Consider the following 17,816-nt stretch of genomic DNA (forward strand, 5'->3'; position numbering starts at 1 on the left):
ATTTAGTGGGTTTTGTGAAAACCAAAGCTGAACAGACTGACAACAGTATGTGCCGGGGACAGGATTAGCGGGCAGAAAATGATGTTGCGCAAAGCCCGCTATAACGAGCGGGCTGGCAACAAGCACCTGATGCTGGCTGTAGCCTGAATCAGGCTAGCCAATGGATAGCCAATGGATAGCCAATGGATCGCCAATGGATCGCCAATGGCTAGCATTTAAGCAACGATGTCTAACAACTCAACATCAAATACCAGTGTGCTGTAAGGTGCAATCGCACCACCTGCACCTTGCTCACCGTAAGCCAGGTTGTGCGGCACGTATAAACGCCACTTCGAACCTACAGGCATCATTTGCAATGCTTCAGTCCAACCTTTGATTACGCCACCTACCGGGAACTCAGCCGGCTGACCGCGATCATAAGAGCTGTCGAAAACAGAGCCGTTGATCAGCGTACCATGGTAATGCGTGCGTACTGTGCTGCTTGCGGTTGGCTTAGCACCGTCACCGGCGGTCAGTATTTCGTACTGCAGGCCAGAACCGGTTACTACTACGCCTTCGCGCTTGGCGTTATCAGCCAGGAAGCTTTCACCCTCAGCAATAGCTTCTTTATGCTTTTCGGCTTTAGCGGCCTGCATTCGCTGATGAATAGCACCAAATGCATCGCGCAGTGTATCGTTGTCTACCTGTGGCGCCTGGCCGGTAAACGCATCTTTTAAGCCGGCTACTACTGAATCCAGGTCAAGGCCTTCAAACGGATTCGATTGCAATTGCTGGCCCATTTGAAAACCAATTCCATAGCTGGCCTGGGTTTCTACTGTCTTAAATTGATCTGACACAGTCACTCCTGAAAGTAAATTACATAAAACGCGTAAATTTCAAACAATTTATGAAATATTCTGAAAAATTATAACACGTTCATTTTCATCGGGACGACAGTGTAACACACCCTTGCCCAGCCTGCCCGTGCCTTTGATTTAGTGAGCCTAAACGGTGCGTTGCTGTGGCATTTTATGCAAAATGTGATTAGACAAGCGCCCGCGGAAACAGTAATGTTATCGGCATTGTTATAGGGAGGGCACCATGCAATCACACTACGATGCACAGTTAAAAGACACTGTACGTTATTTAGGAAAGACCTTAGGCGAAACCATCAAGGCGCAACTGGGCACCGATTGGTTGGCTAAGATTGAAAAGATCCGCCTCGATGGCCGCGCGTCATACAAAGGCGACAACGATTGTAGTACAAGTCTGAAAGAAACTTTCAGAACCATGTCAGACAGCGAGTTACTGGTTGTTGCCCGTGCCTTCGCACAATTTTTGAATCTGGGTAACATTGCCGAACAGGAATACAATGCCGGTCTTAACGTAGAAGCCTCCATAGACTCCTTGTTTGCGCATCTGGACAAAGCAGAACTGTCTGCGCTGGAAGTAGAGCAAGCGGTTGCCAAACTGGATATTGATCTGGTGCTTACCGCTCACCCAACCGAAGTATTCCGTCGCACGCTGATTCACAAGCACAAAGAACTGGCGATTTGCTTAAAGAGTATTCACCACGAAGAACTTACAGATGCCGAGCGCAAACGCTTAGAGATTCGCATTGCCGATTTAATCAGTCAGGCCTGGCACACCGAAGAAATCCGTTCTGTGCGCCCAACGCCAGTCGACGAAGCGCGCTGGGGATTCTCGGTGATTGAAAATTCCCTGTGGGAAGCTGTGCCAGAATTTCTGCGCGATTTAGACGAGCGCTTACAACAAGATTACAACGTTAGATTGCCGATTGACGCAGCACCTATCCATTTTAGTTCATGGATGGGCGGCGACCGCGACGGCAACCCGTTTGTAACCGCCAAGGTTACCGAAGAAGTATTGTTGCTGGCACGTCGTCGCGCAGCAAAATTGTTAACTATCGATCTCGATCGCTTACAGGTTGAATTGTCGATGAACGCGTGCAATGGCAAACTCAAGGCCGCCGTTGGTGAGCAATTAGAGCCTTACCGCGCGATTTTGCGCCCACTGGTAAAGCGCTGCGCTGATACACGCGATGGTATCTCCGACTTCTTTAATGGTCGCCCTTACGATTCAAGCGCATGGCTTCAGGACAACGATGAATTACTTGAGCCGCTAATGCTGTGTTATCAGTCGTTGTGCGAAAGCGGCCTGGAAGGGACCGCCAACGGCTATTTATTAGATACCATCCGCCGGGTAAAGTGTTTTGGTATTCATTTGCTGCGTCTGGATGTGCGCCAGGACTCACAGCGCCATGCCGATGTGCTGGCAGAAGTTACCCGTTATTTGGGACTGGGCGATTACGGACAGTGGAGCGAAGCCGACAAGCAATCTTTCCTGCTGCGTGAATTGAGTTCAAAACGTCCATTATTTCCACGTAACTGGCAGCCTTCGCCAGACGTACAGGAAGTGCTGGATACCTGTAAGGTTATCGCTAACCACAGCCGCCACGGCTTTGGTATTTATATCATTTCGATGGCAAGCGAAGCCTCTGATGTGATGGCCGTACAACTCCTGTTGCAGGAAATGGGCGTTGACTGGCCGATGCCGGTAGCGCCATTGTTCGAAACGCTGGACGACCTGAACAACTCCCCTACCGTTATGCGCAAGCTACTAAGCGTTGACTGGTATCGGGGTTACATTCAGGGTAAACAGTTTGTGATGATTGGTTACTCCGACTCAGCCAAAGATGCCGGTGCCATTGCAGCGGGCTGGGCTCAGTACGAGTCTCAGGAGGCACTGGTAGCGCTGGCAGAAGAGTTTGACGTTACGTTAACGCTATTCCACGGTCGCGGCGGTACAATCGGCCGTGGTGGATTGCCAGCCCACGCTGCTATTCATTCGCAACCTCCTGGTTCATTGGACGGCGGCTTCCGTGTGACTGAGCAGGGTGAAACCATTCGCTATAAGTTTGGTATGCCATTGCTTGCCAAGCGCAGCCTGGGTATCTACACCAGTGCGATTATTGAAGCCATGCTGTTCCCGCCACCGGCACCTAAAGACGAATGGCGTCAGCTTATGAAAGACATGGCTGCCAAAGGCCGTGACTTCTACCGTGGCGTGGTGCGTCAGGATCCAGAGTTTGTACCTTATTTCCGTGTTGCGACACCAGAACAGGAACTGGGTAAGCTGCCACTGGGTAGTCGCCCGGCTAAGCGCAAACCGACTGGCGGCATTGAAAGCCTGCGCGCGATTCCTTGGATTTTTGCCTGGGCACAAACCCGTTTGGTTCTGCCTGCATGGTTGGGCAGCATGCGTGCCATTGATGCAGTAAGAAAAGAAGGTAACGAAGACACCCTGAAAGAAATGCTGCAAAACTGGCCATTCTTCAAGTCGCGTTTATCCATGTTGGACATGGTGTTCCAAAAAGCGGATCCGCGCATTAGTGAAGAGTACGATAGTCGCTTAGTGCCCAGCGAACTCAAGCATTTTGGTGAAGCGCTGCGCGCTGAGCTAAAAGAATCGATTGCACTGCTGCTGGAAATTACCGGTCAGAAAACCATTATGGAATCAGACCCTACTGGGCGCGAGTCTATGAATATCCGCGCAGCGTACTTAGAACCACTGCATTATTTGCAAATTGAGCTGTTGTCGCGCATTCGTCAGTTAGCCGAAGATGAGCACGATGCCAATCTGGATAAAGCAATGATGGTTGCCATCAGTGGCATTGCGATAGGGATGCGAAACACAGGTTGATCTGTGTTTTCTTGGCTGGTTATCCCAATTAACTGGCCATTACCCACAAAAAAGCCGGTTTTCACCGGCTTTTTTATTGGGTTGGTATTGTATTGGCAATTACGCGTTTACAAACTCTACACCAATTTTGATATCGCCACGCAGACCTTCCAGCATGTCGTCTTTTGCTTTTTGCTCGAACGCACTCAGCGCACCGTATGGCAGGATTTCTTCAACACCGTTTGCACCAAGGCGAACAGGGTGAGAGAAGAAAGCTGCGTCGTCGCTGTCGTCAGTTTGTACGTAAGTGTACTCAACCACGTTGTCGCCTTGCATTGCAGCAACCAGAGACAAGCAGAAGCGTGCTGCCGCCTGACCCATAGACAGCGTAGCTGATCCGCCACCTGCTTTAGCTTCTACTACTTCAGTACCTGCGTTTTGAATGCGGGTAGTTAATGAAGCCACTTCTTCATCGGTAAAGGTAACGCCTTCAACCTGAGACAGCAGAGGCAGAATGGTTGTTCCAGAGTGACCACCAATTACCGGAACGTGAGTGTTTGCCGGATCCAGGCCTTTCAGCTCAGCAACAAAGGTTTCTGCACGGATAACGTCAAGTGTAGTCACACCGAACAGTTTGTTTTTGTTGTATACGCCTTTGGCTTTCAGTGTTTCAGCAGCAATGGCAACAGTGGTATTTACCGGGTTGGTAATAATACAAGTACAGGCTTCCGGGCAGTTATCAGCAATGCTTTCAACCAGCGCTTTAACGATACCAGCGTTGATATTAAACAGGTCTGAACGATCCATACCAGGCTTACGCGGTACACCAGCCGGGATCAATACGATGTCACAACCTTTCAGCGCATCTGCAAGGTTGTCTTTACCGTGACCGGTTACTTTAACTGCTGTAGGGATGTGGCTCAAATCAACAGCTACACCAGGAACAACTGGCGCAACGTCGTACAAAGACAGTTCAGAACCCGCTGGCAATTGTGTTTTTAACAATAATGACAGCGCCTGACCAATACCACCGGCAGCACCTAACACGGCTACTTTCATACCATTTCTCCTCATGGAAAGAATCACGTTTAATAACGGCTCGACACACTAATTCATGTCGACAAAAAACTCAATCACCTATTGGTCTTATGGAAGAAGATTGGGTGAATCACAGAGTTATATTCAAAATAACTGCATAAATATGCATTTTGATTGTTTTTTAATGCGCACTGTGGCACGATACCGGGTTTACGTTATATCGGGCGACGGCGCAAATAAACCGCAAAGCAAATTCGCCTGCAAGAGTATACACCAAGCTAACTGGCAAGCCGAAAAATAATTCCGAAGCCAGCAGTGACCACTTTGATTAAAACGACAGGTGAATATGGCTAACCAAAAACAAGAAGAACTGATTAAAGCATTTAAAGAAATTCTGAAAGCCGAAAGCTATGGCTCCCAGGGGGAGATTGTCGACGGCCTTAAGATTCAGGGGTTTAGCAATATCAGCCAAAGTAAAATCTCACGCATGCTGAGTAAATTTGGTGCGGTGCGCACCCGCAATGCGCGCGGCGACATGGTGTACTGTTTGCCACCTGAGCTGGGCATGCCTACCGCCAAAAGCCCGCTAAAACAGCTGGTACTCGACATTGTGCATAACAACGTAATGGTGATCATCCGCACCAGCCCGGGCGCAGCGCAATTAATTGCCAGACTGCTCGATTCACTCAGTAAAAAAGACGGTGTACTGGGTACCATTGCTGGTGACGATACGATTTTTATCGCGCCAGCGGATGTCAGTAAAATTGAAGATCTCAGGCAGCGGGTAGAAGACCTGTTTGAAAACGTGTGATGTTGATGAATACCAATACTCACAAAAGATTGGTGAAAGCCCGCATCGGATTCGTCCAACTCGTTGGCTTGTAGTCTAATAAGCCTTTAGCTTAAACAGTAAACATCCAGTTTGGTGAGCTTAGGCCCAGAGCACAGTAGTCTTAAACCACGCGCAGCAAGCACAAACAAAAAACCCCGCAATCGCGGGGTTTTTTAGTATTAAGCGCTGTGGCTTAGAAACGGTAGTTAATACCTACACGGATTTCCCACAGAGACGCAGCAGTAGAGTAGCTGTCACGCTGGTCTGCACCGTAGAAAGTCTCGTACACGTACTGACCTGCATCGTTTACAGACGCTTTCACTACTGACTCAGACACGAAGTTACCTTGTCTCAGTACACCCCAGTCATCGTTTAACAGGTTGCCCAGGTTTTCGATAACAAAGAACGCAGACGCGCTATGACCTTCAGCAAACGCTGGTAGTTCCTGGCTTACGCGAACGTCAACTTTTGTCCACCAGTCGCCATTAGTTGAGTTACGACCAGCAATCTTGCCACGGCTCAGGCCTTCAGCAGCGATAAACGCGTTAAAGGCATCCAGGTCGAAACCGTCTGCGTATACAACGTTTGCGTCGTTAGCTGTTGGTACATACAACAACTGACGGCCACCGCCACTGTCATCGTCGCCGTAATAAGCATCAATGTTGTTATCGAAGGTGTAGCTCATGCCACGGCCTTCGTTAGCCGATGCAAACACGCTGAAGCGGGTTGTATAGCCGTCGATAAACTCTTGCTTATAGCCTAAACGCAGCGTGAAACGGTGCGGGATGTTGTAGTTAGACGTCGCTACACCCGGATCGTTTGGATCGCTGGTCGCGAACTGAGAGTAGTTCGAACCGGCTACTGAGCTGGTCATTGGGTTAACGTCGGTAGAATCGTTGTAAGCATACGCAACACTTACATCCAGACCGAAGTCGTACTCTTTAGATACCGCTAACGACAGCGTAGTCGCGTCGCCAGAATCGCCTTTTACGTTGGTTAACAGGAACGTCTCGTTAGAGCCTGTGTAAACCGGACGACCATCCGGGCCGTACCCAGTAACTTCACGGGCGGGCTCAATGTAAGTAGCTGCGTCTTTCTTGTCGGTGTACAACAAGTCAGCCTGTACCAGGTAATCGCCAGGTGCCAGGTAGGTTAAGCCCAACGCGTACTTCCATTCGGTAGGAATTTCGAAGTTAGGATCCATCGCTACTACGAAGCTAGAAGAACCATTGGTTGGGTAGTTAGTAACGTAGTCGTACATCCCTTGCGGTGGAGCGTAAATCGGGTTGCCGTTACCAACCAGGTCCAGGTCCAGAATACTGGTGGTGCCAGACTGCCAGCCAGGAATACGGAATTCACGAGCAAATACCTGAGTAACACCGTCGTTAGAGTAAGCGTTAGATACCCAAACGTTAGGGTTACCACCAGAGTACAGACCAAAGCCACCGTGTACTTCCATGTCGTCGCTCACTACATAGTTAAAGCCAACACGTGGTTGTAACAGGTCTTTGCCATCCAGGTTGCCGGTATTGGCGAAACCGAATTTGTTTTCAAAGGCCTGGTTGTATACCGGGCGGTCATCAGAAGACCACTTGTCGTAACGCAAACCAATTAACAGCGTCAGGTCGTCGTTAAAGTAAAACTCGTCCTGCGCATACAGAGTAGTAGTAGCAAAGCTGAAGCTTGCTGCAACGTCGTTTGGATCGTTAGTGCCCGCGGCGTTGTTGTAGTAAATACGGTTAGCTAAGCCGGCTTCGAAATTAGCAATCGAGCTGAACTGATACTCACCGATGCGGTGCTGCATAAACAGGTTAAATACGTCTAAGTCTTCGTATTCAATACCCGCAGTAATCGTGTGATCACCTAACAGGTAGGTACCTGCTAACTTGAACGTCAGGTTATCCCAGTTCAGGTCGTTAGCCTGACGAGAATCATCCGGGCCCAGATACACGGTTACGCCGCTGTCTGTAAGAACCTGTACTTCACCGAAGCCAGTTGCTGCATCAACAGAAATCTGACGGTTGTCAAGTTTGGTCTTACCAATGCGGAATTCGGTAGAGAAATCCGGTGTCCAGTCTGAGTAAACAGACGCTACGATTGTTTCGATTTCTGCGCCACGCTCATAGAAGTGACCGTCGTAAGATAAACGGGTAGTACCGGTATCAGACTCAGAAATGGTGAAACCGTCGTTCCAGTTGTATACCAGAGTAGCACGGTGATCTTCGTTAATGTTCCAGTCTAGTTTTAACAACAGTTTTTCGTCTGTTACCGGAGAAGAACCTTTAAAACCACCTGGGTTGTAGCCGTACACTTCCTGAGAAATACGAGAGATTTCAGCCAGCTCAGCTTCAGTCGCGCGGGCTAAACCTGCGTACTCGTGAAGACGAACGCCTTCTTTCTTCTCATAGGCACCAAACAGGAACAGGTTGTCTTTGATCAGAGGCATACCTACGGTGAAACCGTAGCGTTTTTCGGTGTAGTTACCGTTGTCGATGTCGTCACCGTCAATTGAATCACCTTTCAGTGAATCAGACGTGAAGTCGTAGAACGCAGTACCGTGAATTTCGTTAGTACCCGCTTTAGTTACGGCGTTGATGTTACACGCAGTAAAACCGCCGTACTCTACGTCGAACGGTGCTAATTCAACAGCAACCTGCTCGATTGCGTCGTAAGAGAAAGGAATACTTTCAGTTGGGTAACCGTTTGAGTTCAGACCGAAGTTGTCGTTCAAACGCATACCATCCAGCGTTAAGCTGTTAAAACGTGGTGATGCACCCGCACACTGAATACCGTCCGAGAATGACTCATCGATATAAACACGAGGATCGGCACGAACCAGATCTTTAATATCACGGTTAATAGCCGGTGCGTTTTGCAGTTCTTCCAGACTGAAGTTAGAAGAAGGGCCTTTTTGACCAAACGCAATAGACGCGATTTGCGAAGCAGTTACTTCGATGCGCTCTACGTCTGCCTGAGTGGCCAGCTGGAAGTTGTTCAGATTCAGAGGCTCACTTAACGACAAATAAACGTCAGTGATGGTGGCGTCTTCGAACGTATCAGAATCCATCGTGATTTCGTATGGACCACCTACACGCAAACCAGACAGGCTGAACTGACCATTTGCGTTAGCAGTAATGGTTTTAACACTGCCGGTAGGCACGTGTTTAACCGTAATTACTGTGCCCGCTGCTGGCGCACCCTGAGGGCCAACTACGCGGCCGTTGATACCTGATGATGTCTCCTGAGCCATAGCTGCAGTAGACAAACCAACAGACATCGCCACCGCAATCGCTACGCGATTGAACTTAGATTTTGTCATCATTAGTGTGTTTCCCATGCATTATATTTTCATTAGGCGTTTGTCTTTACCGTTCGCCGGGAACTACTTTCGTAATTTGCGGTCTACGTATAAAGCCAATTTATTTCTATCACTGTAAAAAAACGGCAGTGATTTTAAATTATCCGTAAAAGCGTAAATCGGGCCGAGATTGTTCATTATTATTGTTTCAGCAATATGACAAATCTGTTCCGGTTGCCTTTCCGTATGAACTGACAACGCTTAGTATTTTTATTTTTTCCTGAACAAACGGTCAAACTTTTACTGAGCTTATAGGAACTCCCGGCCCTGCTCACAAGCCCGGGTATATTTTTCGCACAACCACAACGAATAAACAGCGGTTAAGCCAATTCAAAGTTATTTATACAAAATAATTAAAAAACAGAAAGTTATGGCATTAAAGTAAACTTACTTGTTGCAATAAATAACATTAACTGGTCAAATTGGCTGAATAAATAAAACTAAGCGAAAATTCTTTTGCACCCGTTACGACTGAACAGAACAATTCGGACCTCATTGATCGCACTTATTTTTATATGTTGTGCGCTGGTTGGGTTTATCCGAAATTTTCAGTCGGCTCCCGATATTCCGCCGCAAACCACCAGCCAACTAACTTGCGGGAGCCCGCTTTCGGGTAACCAACAGATCTTTCATGTATATCTTACCGAATTGTCTATTGCAGAAATGGCATTGCCCCTTTTGTGCAACAATAAGGTGGTACAGCGGCAGTTTGGCAACGTAGCCATTACTATAGGTCGAAATGATTTCGACACATTCCGTTATATTAACCACGGTGTACCCGAACTTACATTGGTTAAAAGTAATGTGGTACTGGCTTTTGGCGCAGACCAGATTTACCACTACGATGATATCGCTGCCCACCCTGACTACAGTGCTTATTTTATTGCTCTACGCGAAAAACCCCGCTTAAACAAAGAGTTTTTATTGGGCAAGCGCATTGGCATCCTGGATTATCCCAGCAGCCGCTCAGGCCATATTGTGCCTAAAACCGTGCTACAACAGCTCGGATTAAACGATAGCAACATTAGTCTTTATTACTACAACTCACACCAGGAGTTGCGTGTCGCATTACTAGCCGGTGAAGTGGATATCATTGCCAGTTACTGGGGCAAAGGGGATGAAGACATACTGTCGCGCAACTATATTACATCGCTGGAGAACAGCGTACCCGGCATGCGTTGGTATTTAAAAATGCAAACCCACAACACCGATTTACGCTGCGCACTGCAACAGGTAATTGCCGACATATCGGCCAATCACCCGCGTAAATACTATCGTGATGTTGAGCTTATCGGAGACTGCGCAACCTCATGAAAGCCTATAACGTGACACCTGAGGACTGGTTTAAAGGTACAGCGCTATTTTTTGCGCTGTTTGTGATTTTCCAGCTCGGCGCATTGTTGGGTCAAACTGCCGCGCGCCTGTACGCTGAACACGAGACCATTGACCGCTTGCAAAGTCGTATCAGCCTGGACCTGCAGTTTCTGGACGTGGGCAACAGCACACTTAATACGCCGCCTAATCAATATACGCTGAAAGACTACCTTGCCAGGCTAAACGCAACCCTGTCTAACCCTGATACCGGTATCGCCCTGGTATCTATACAATCGGTAAGTGCCGATAATACTTCGGCAAATTTTGACAATGCCCGGTTAACGCCAATTACATTGCAGAACTCTGAGCAAACCGTACAAATACAAATAGCCTCACTGCCGCTATACCGATATTTGGCCTTTAGCCCATTGGCCTTTTTCGCCGCAGCACTATTGGTGCCTGTGCTGATGAACATTAAGCCAGCCAGAAAAATCATTAAGCCGGAGCCCCTGCCCCAACAACTACCCGAGATAGCACCTGAACCAAAACTGGTGATCAACTTAAATGACAAAACCATTGGTAATGGGGTAAATGCCGTTACCGTGCAATTGCAAAACAAGCCGTTATGTTTCTACACCGCGCTCTTGCACTACTGTATCGACAACCCCGATGCCATGCTACTTCATCATAAAGATATACCGCCAGAGCTTACCGCGCAGGCAAACAAGGCATTTGGCCGTTTGATGGATCTCGGACACACCAAGCGTAAGCGACCCGACTTCAACGCCAATTTAGACAAAACACTGAGTGAAATTCGCGCGGCATTAGATGAAGTATTTGCAGGATACAGTGAAGAGAAAAGCAAGTACTACCCACCGCGCGCCCAAGGTGAAGGTTCAAGGTCGAAACAGCACTCTTATGCAATGAGCGGGCTGGTATCGTCTGATATTGTGATTATTGGCGATTAATCCGCAAAATAACCATCTGGTACTAAATGACTGCACAACAAGCGGGTTAGTTTAATAACATCTCACAACAATGAGCAAAATCGCTGCATTCTGCACCGAGCGGATTGATCACTTTGTACGTCACATCCAGTTGCGGTTTTACCGTTAGCCATTTAACTGAATAAAGCTGTCTGTTGATGTTTTCAACCATTTCGGCCGCTGCTTCGACACTGATTTTAATACCTACACCACAAATTAAGTTTTCATTTATGCGCGTGAAACAATAACTGGGAGCCACCGCTTTTAATACGTTTAGCGTTTTGGTTGATATTTCGGCAACTTGCTCAATGGCATTGCGCGAACTAATATCAATCCTCAATGTGATAAGCTTGGCACCTATGGCATGAGCACTACGAATTAACGTGTTCACAGTTATAACGAACAAATTAGGGTTTAAAAAGCCAAAATCATCTTCGGGCTGACACTCGCTGAGCCTACGCTCAACAAACCCCAAATGTGACTTGGTTACATTTAATTCATGTTCCAAATCATTAACGTACCGTTCCAGGTGTTCTGCTTTGCGTTGCGATGCGATTAGCGCCTGTTGCTTTTCCATTACCGGTGTAAGATCGGTGTGGGACCCCAAAAGCCGAATAGCTTGTCCTACGCTATTATAAATAGCGATACCACGACAACGGATCCACACTGTAGAGCCATCGCGGTGGTAATACCGTACAATTTGATCGTAGGGGAAATCGGGATTGGCTAAATGTAACTTCAGGTTGCGCCTGGCAACCTCCAGGTCTTCTTCATAAATTAGATCCTGCCATTCCGACGCCAGATGCTGTTTGGTGGTAGGATCAATTCCCAACGTTTTCCAGAACTTTGGGCTCATCCACTCATTATCGGTTTCAATTAAATCCCAGTACCACATGCCATCACTGGCGGCATCCTGGAAAAAATCAAACATCAGGACATCTTCATGTAATAAGTCGTGCAACTCGTTCTCAAGGTAGTGCATCAAGCCTTCGCCGTTTGTGATTGCAGCAATATCCTGGTCGTCCTTCTGAGCCTGCTCTTCCTTTGTATTCATGTCATCTCACCTCGTCAAATGATATGATCACGCCTTTGTTTTGCTCATTCACTTTATAAGCGTTCACTGAAACACGCACTACCACATCGCCGACTGTCATCTCGTGTTCAGCAGAATCTAGTTTTCCATTTGCCACGTCTATTACCAGTGCCTCGAACTCTTCAATCGGGATCTTATAAGACAGGTCTCTGAAGTCGCGATTGATATCAAAATCAATGATATTAACAAATCGCCGGATGGCATTGGTATAACGTCTAATGCGCAGATCACTGCCCAAAAAGAGAACCGCCAGCTTAGTGGCGAGTAACAAGTTCTCTAAGTCATTATTAATATCAGTTAATTCACTGATTTTTTGCTGGTATTCGCTGTTTACTGTATACAGCTCTTCGTTAACCGATTGCAGCTCTTCGTTGGTAGACTGTAACTCTTCGTTTGCCGCCATCAATTCTTCATTGCTTGATTGCAGCTCTTCCCTGGTAGAATCCAGTTCTTCCAGTGCTTCTCGATAAAGTTTCTGACATTCAATAAGTGCATCATCCAGTTCGTGCAGTCGCTTTTCATTTTGCTCATCAGGTTGGTAGATTATGTCTGAGTGTTGTGAGCTAAACGACGATTTAATGAACGATAATACCACATAAGGAGAATCGTCTTTATTCTCTGCAAAACTGAAACATTTGAGAGAATAGCGTTCACCATCAAGATTACAAACATCACTAAACAGCAATGTCTTGCGTTCTCTAACGCACTGATGCACCGCACTAATTGCCGCACCAGTAACAACATCCTGCAAAATATCAGAAAGATCATTGGTGACCATGCCTGGTTTAAGTTTGGTGGTAAAGGTTGATGTATCACCATAACTGTAAACCACTTGCAGTTTGTTATTCACCACAAGTGAAGGCGGCACAAACTCATCGATGACCTGATTACGGCCAATAGCAATGTTGCGCCTTTCAGGCTCTGCGGCTTTCGACGCAGCTATAAACTGCCCAACGGTTGCCGGACGAACATATCGCGACTTTAAAGTAGGCGGATGGGATAACGTTGACGAGGGCACTTTCACATCACTGTTCTTCTGAAAAATCCGCGAACGCGAATCCACGGCATCAAAGTACACTGAAAAACTACCGGGTGTTTCCGCCGACCCCAACAGCAAATAGCCGCCTTTCTTCAGCGCAAAGTGGAAAAAGGCCATGACTTTTTGCTGAGCCGGATTCTGTAAATAAATGAGTGTATTTCGACAGCTTACCACATCCATATTAGAAAACGGCGGGTCCTGTATCAGGTTATGGGTAGCGAATACCACCATGGAACGCAGTTGCTTGGTAACCTGATAGTTGTTGTCGAATAACTGATGAAAATACCGATTCAAATAGTCATTGGGAATTTCTGATTTAATACTGGGTGGGTACATACCACTGGCAGCATAAGCAATAGCGGATTGATCAATGTCGCTGGCAAAAACGGTGACTTTTCTGTCTACGCCTAACTCAAGCATGGCTTCGGCAAATAACATCGCAAATGAATAGGCTTCCTCCCCGGTAGAACATCCAGGACACCATACACGTATGTGCGCGTCAGACTTGCTGCTTTTTACCAGGGGTTTAACCGCATCTTCGTACATCTTTTCCCAGACCTCACTGTCGCGAAAGAACTGGGTTACACCAATAAGTAAATCCTGTTTGAGTAATTCAATCTCCTCAACATTAGTATTCATAAACTCCCAGTACTCCATCAGAGTATGTTTATTGTTTATACTCATTCGGTGTTCTATACGTCGGGATACCGTTGATTCTTTGTAGGCTTTAAAATCCAGCTCTGTTTTTTCATTTATGAGCTGCAGAATATCATCAACAATTTTAGTGTTTTTTTGCAGATGTTCGCGGAATTTACTGTGGGGCGCCATGGCAAGAGGATGATTGATAAAGCGTTTAATACTGGACGGGATGTCCTGAACCTTCAGCACAAAATCCACTGTGCCCGTGTTAATCGCATTCAGTGCCATACCATTAAACTGCGCTTCTTCGGGCGACTGCGCAATCACTAAAGCACCCATCTCCTTCAGCGCCTGCGCCCCTCGGCTGCCGTCTGACCCAGTGCCCGACAGAATAACTCCTACAGCTTTATTCTGAAAATCTTCTGCCAGCGATCGGAATAACTCGTTAATTGGCAGGTTTATTCGGTTGTCTGGCGGCAAATCAGACAGATAGACGGTACCTTCCGCAACCCGCATCAGTTTACCAGCCGGAATAAGATAAACCGTGTCTTTCTGCAGTAGTTCGCCTTCATTCGCCTGATGAACAGGCATGGAAGTATGTTTGCTTAGCAGTTCATCCATCATACTTTTAAAATCAGGAGAAAGATGCTGAACAATAATGTACGCTGCACCCAAATCTCCCGGCAATTTCTCGAATAGTTGTTGCAGTGCTTCCAGCCCACCTGCTGACGCACCAATACCAACAACATACGTTGGTTTGTTGCTATTCGTTACTTTCTCGCTGTACATAACATTATTGTTCCGTGTTGTATTCTTTCAAAAGAGCAATCAGTGCTTTCGGGGACATCGGCTTTGCCAGGTGAAAGCCCTGAAACAGGGTAAACCCCAATGCTTTACACAATTCCAGCTGCTCTGGTGTTTCTATCCCTTCTGCAAGTAAATTCAAATCCAGCGCATTACCCATACCCACCATGGCTGTCACCATTTTAGTGTACTTGTCAGACCCAATCAGATGCTCCACAAAGTATCTGTCTACTTTCAATTCGTGGAACTGATATTCCAATAAACGCTTAAGTGAACTGTAACCGGTGCCGAAGTCATCCATCGAAATGAAAAAACCCATTTCTAACAGGTGATTTAAGTTTTTAGTAACCTGCACACTGTCAGACTCTAACAAAAGCTCAGTAATTTCAATGCTTACGTTAGAAAAAGGCACTCTATTTTCTAAACACTGTTCAGAAAGCCAGGTAGAAAAACTGAGTTGTTCCAATTGACTAATATCAATATTGATATTCAAATTGATGTCACCAAGACTGGGGCGAATACGACCAAATTCCTCCAGGGTTTTTACGGTAGTAATATGAAAAAGCGCCAGTTCTTCTCCGCCCTCATTGGCAGATTCGATAACGTCGCCAATGTGGCTGTGCAATGTGAGCTCTTTCGTTAATCTGGCCAACGCTTCAATTGAACTTATCTTACCGTTATCATTAAAAATCGGCTGAAAGTGGATGCATATACATTCTTCTTGCAAAATCCGGTTGAACTCCTGTTGCTTATTCTTTTGAACAAACAGTAGGTTTTTCAGTGAAGGGTCGTACACTTTAAACGCTTTGTTACCTGATTGGTGTTTTTTCACCAGATACATACACTGGTCTGCGGCATCCAGCGCTCGTTCAACTCTTGCTTCATCATTCAGATTTCTCAGTTCAGACAACGCAGGCATCCAGCAAATGCCTATGCTGCACTGAATATCCAGCTTCTGGCCAAAAATGAACATGCTGGAATTCACCACACTCACCAGCTTTCGGCCTAAATTGTAAATCTCAGTTAAATCTTTCTGGTCGGGAAAGCACAGCACAAACTCGTCACCGCCGAAACGGGAAATCAACTCCCTGCCTTTGGTAACTGACATGAGTTTACGAGCAACATTTTCTAGCACTTTGTCACCAATTTTATGGCCATAGGTATCGTTGATGCCTTTAAAATCATTCAGATCGATAAATACATATGCGGCATATTCAAATTCCGGCCTGGTGAAGTCTTTGATTCGTTTAAGAAAAGCAGCGCGATTTAACAACCCGGTAAGATTGTCCTGTTCAATGGCTTTGGTAAGATCAGCCCGCAACAATCCGGTATCCGATAAATCATACAACAGCATATACAGTGAATACGCACCAGACCCACTGTGCGGGTAAAGGAAAACTTGCAACGTTATGCTTTTCTCTCTGCCCAAGGGCGTTGTAACTTTAAGCGACAACGACAAGGGTTCGCTGTGTAACGCAATTTCATCGACATAGGCCTTAAGCGCAGGCAGAATTGAATCACCGAATTGTTCCAGCCATCCCCTGTTCAGCATATCGGAATCCTGGGTACCCAGAATACGGTGTGCTACTTCATTACAATACGTTGCATGCAAATGTTTATCGATATGCACAAATCCAAAAGGCATTAAGCGGGCTACTTCAGACATTAAATTGTCTGATGAGAGGAAAAGCACAGCCCAGCCCCCATCATTAGCGTCACTAATTGGCAGGCTATCTACCCAACACACCAGCGCCCGGTGAATGAGCAAAGTATTCACCGTAACAATATTAGGCTGACTTTTGACGCACTCCTTTAGTTGTTCGGTTATCGTTTCAGGATACATGGTTGAAACGGCACCGGCTTTATCCAATCCGCTGAGAATAGTACCTTCGGGGTCGTAATACACTACATCATTGTGTGCATCCGCCAATATTTTTCTGGCGAAGAGTTGGTTGTTATCCATAGCCACCAACTCGCAGGCCTTTAAATTGATCATGTTAGTCGTTCACGCTTGCTGAAAGTCATAATTAACAAGAAGCAATATTTGAATTTATAAATATCAATATAGATATATTAGTTTTTTGCCTCCATAAATAAAGCATAGACAAGATTCGCTAATCTGGCGGATTCTTTTCATTAAAAAATAGAATAAGTCCTGCGCACCCTGGCTTACGCGAATTAGCAAGGGTCAATCAACATGTATTAATCAGCCAGATTTAGTGATAACCTGAACAAATGGTCAGTTTTTTACTCTCGACAGAAAGTGGTGAATCAGCGATATTAAGGGTAAACTAGTGCGTTATTCAGAAAAAATATAAACTGGCCGGTCCGGGCACCCACTCCCCTCTAGGGCAGTTGCCGCTAAACCAGCGTGATATTAATTACCTATAAACGACAGTAAAAACGATGCAACAACCTTTAATTATTGCTATTTCCGGCGCGTCAGGCTCCGGGAAGTCACTATTCACCGAAAATCTGATCAATGCATTTTCAGAGCAGGGACGACCGGTACAAATTTTGCGCGAAGATCACTATTACCGCGCGCAAGACCACCTGGCTATGGGTGATCGGGAAAAAAACAATTACGACCATCCTAATGCGTTTGAGCATGAGTTGTTAAAGGCACACCTGCGGGCACTGCGCAACGGCGAGCCAATTGATTACCCGCATTATTGCTTTAAAACCCATACACGCTTGCCACAAACTGAGCGTTTACAGCCCGCGCCAGTGATCATTCTGGAAGGCATCATGTTACTGGCCCGTGCCGAGTTACTACCGCTATACGATGTGAAAATCTTCATTGATACGCCGCTCGATATCTGCCTGATGCGTCGTATGATGCGCGATATTAAAGAGCGTGGAAGAAGCATTGAATCGGTTGCCAAGCAATATGAGGCAACGGTAAAACCCATGTATCATCAATTTATAGAACCCAGCCGCTTTACGGCTGATGTTGTTGTTACCCAGGGTGGTAAAAATCAAATCGCACTGGATGTAATTAAATCACACATTCAGCAAGCTCTTTTGTAAGG

General features: G+C 46.5%; 11 protein-coding genes. 5 read left to right on the forward strand and 6 right to left on the reverse strand.

Annotated features, from left to right (window positions below; genetic code table 11):
* Nucleotides 1–215: 215 nt before the first annotated feature.
* Nucleotides 216–836: an FKBP-type peptidyl-prolyl cis-trans isomerase gene (locus ACLR2L_RS02850; RefSeq protein WP_413365516.1), complete on the reverse strand. Its 621-nt coding sequence runs from the start codon at nt 834–836 to the stop codon at nt 216–218.
* Between the two features lie 244 nt (nt 837–1,080).
* Between ACLR2L_RS02850 and ppc the strand changes: the two genes are divergently transcribed.
* On the forward strand, nt 1,081–3,702 hold the full coding sequence (gene ppc / locus ACLR2L_RS02855; RefSeq protein WP_413365518.1) for a phosphoenolpyruvate carboxylase: 2,622 nt from the start codon (nt 1,081–1,083) through the stop codon (nt 3,700–3,702).
* Nucleotides 3,703–3,801: 99 nt separating this feature from the next.
* Here ppc and mdh read toward each other — a convergent pair whose 3' ends face one another.
* The gene (gene mdh / locus ACLR2L_RS02860) at nt 3,802–4,740 is read right to left on the reverse strand and encodes a malate dehydrogenase (protein WP_140959526.1); all 939 of its coding nucleotides are present in this window, start codon (nt 4,738–4,740) and stop codon (nt 3,802–3,804) included.
* A 325-nt stretch (nt 4,741–5,065) separates the two neighbouring features.
* On the opposite strand from mdh, the gene argR reads away from it, so the two are divergent.
* Nucleotides 5,066–5,530: a transcriptional regulator ArgR gene (argR, locus tag ACLR2L_RS02865; RefSeq protein WP_140959528.1), complete on the forward strand. Its 465-nt coding sequence runs from the start codon at nt 5,066–5,068 to the stop codon at nt 5,528–5,530.
* Nucleotides 5,531–5,744: 214 nt separating this feature from the next.
* On the opposite strand, the gene ACLR2L_RS02870 is transcribed toward argR, so the two are convergent.
* Nucleotides 5,745–8,873, reverse strand: a complete 3,129-nt coding sequence (locus ACLR2L_RS02870; protein WP_413365521.1) for a TonB-dependent receptor domain-containing protein — start codon at nt 8,871–8,873, stop codon at nt 5,745–5,747.
* Between the two features lie 531 nt (nt 8,874–9,404).
* Between ACLR2L_RS02870 and ACLR2L_RS02875 the strand changes: the two genes are divergently transcribed.
* Both ACLR2L_RS02875 and ACLR2L_RS02880 read left to right on the forward strand, forming a co-directional pair.
* Nucleotides 9,405–10,223: a PhnD/SsuA/transferrin family substrate-binding protein gene (locus ACLR2L_RS02875; protein ID WP_413365523.1), complete on the forward strand. Its 819-nt coding sequence runs from the start codon at nt 9,405–9,407 to the stop codon at nt 10,221–10,223.
* Entirely contained in the window at nt 10,220–11,191 is a 972-nt protein-coding gene (locus tag ACLR2L_RS02880; protein WP_413365525.1) for a hypothetical protein, read from the forward strand. The genes ACLR2L_RS02875 and ACLR2L_RS02880 overlap by 4 nt, the downstream gene beginning before the upstream one ends.
* Nucleotides 11,192–11,237: 46 nt before the next feature.
* Here the strand turns inward: ACLR2L_RS02880 and ACLR2L_RS02885 are convergent, their stop codons facing one another.
* The 3 genes from ACLR2L_RS02885 to ACLR2L_RS02895 are packed head-to-tail and all read right to left on the reverse strand — an operon-like array spanning nt 11,238 to nt 16,780.
* The gene (locus tag ACLR2L_RS02885) at nt 11,238–12,263 is read right to left on the reverse strand and encodes a PAS domain-containing protein (RefSeq protein ID WP_413365527.1); all 1,026 of its coding nucleotides are present in this window, start codon (nt 12,261–12,263) and stop codon (nt 11,238–11,240) included.
* Between the two features lies 1 nt (nt 12,264).
* Nucleotides 12,265–14,769 (reverse strand): chemotaxis protein CheB, encoded by a 2,505-nt coding sequence (locus ACLR2L_RS02890; protein WP_413365529.1) that lies wholly within the window; start codon nt 14,767–14,769, stop codon nt 12,265–12,267.
* A gap of 4 nt (nt 14,770–14,773) precedes the next feature.
* A complete protein-coding gene (locus ACLR2L_RS02895) occupies nt 14,774–16,780 on the reverse strand; it encodes an EAL domain-containing protein (RefSeq protein ID WP_413365531.1) in 2,007 nt (668 codons plus the stop codon).
* 410 nt (nt 16,781–17,190) lie between these two features.
* On the opposite strand from ACLR2L_RS02895, the gene udk reads away from it, so the two are divergent.
* The gene (gene udk, locus ACLR2L_RS02900; RefSeq protein WP_140959541.1) at nt 17,191–17,814 is read left to right on the forward strand and encodes a uridine kinase; all 624 of its coding nucleotides are present in this window, start codon (nt 17,191–17,193) and stop codon (nt 17,812–17,814) included.
* Nucleotides 17,815–17,816 lie beyond the last annotated feature (2 nt).

This window comes from Alteromonas sp. AMM-1 (genome assembly GCF_047290655.1).
Lineage (GTDB): Bacteria > Pseudomonadota > Gammaproteobacteria > Enterobacterales > Alteromonadaceae > Alteromonas > Alteromonas mangrovi.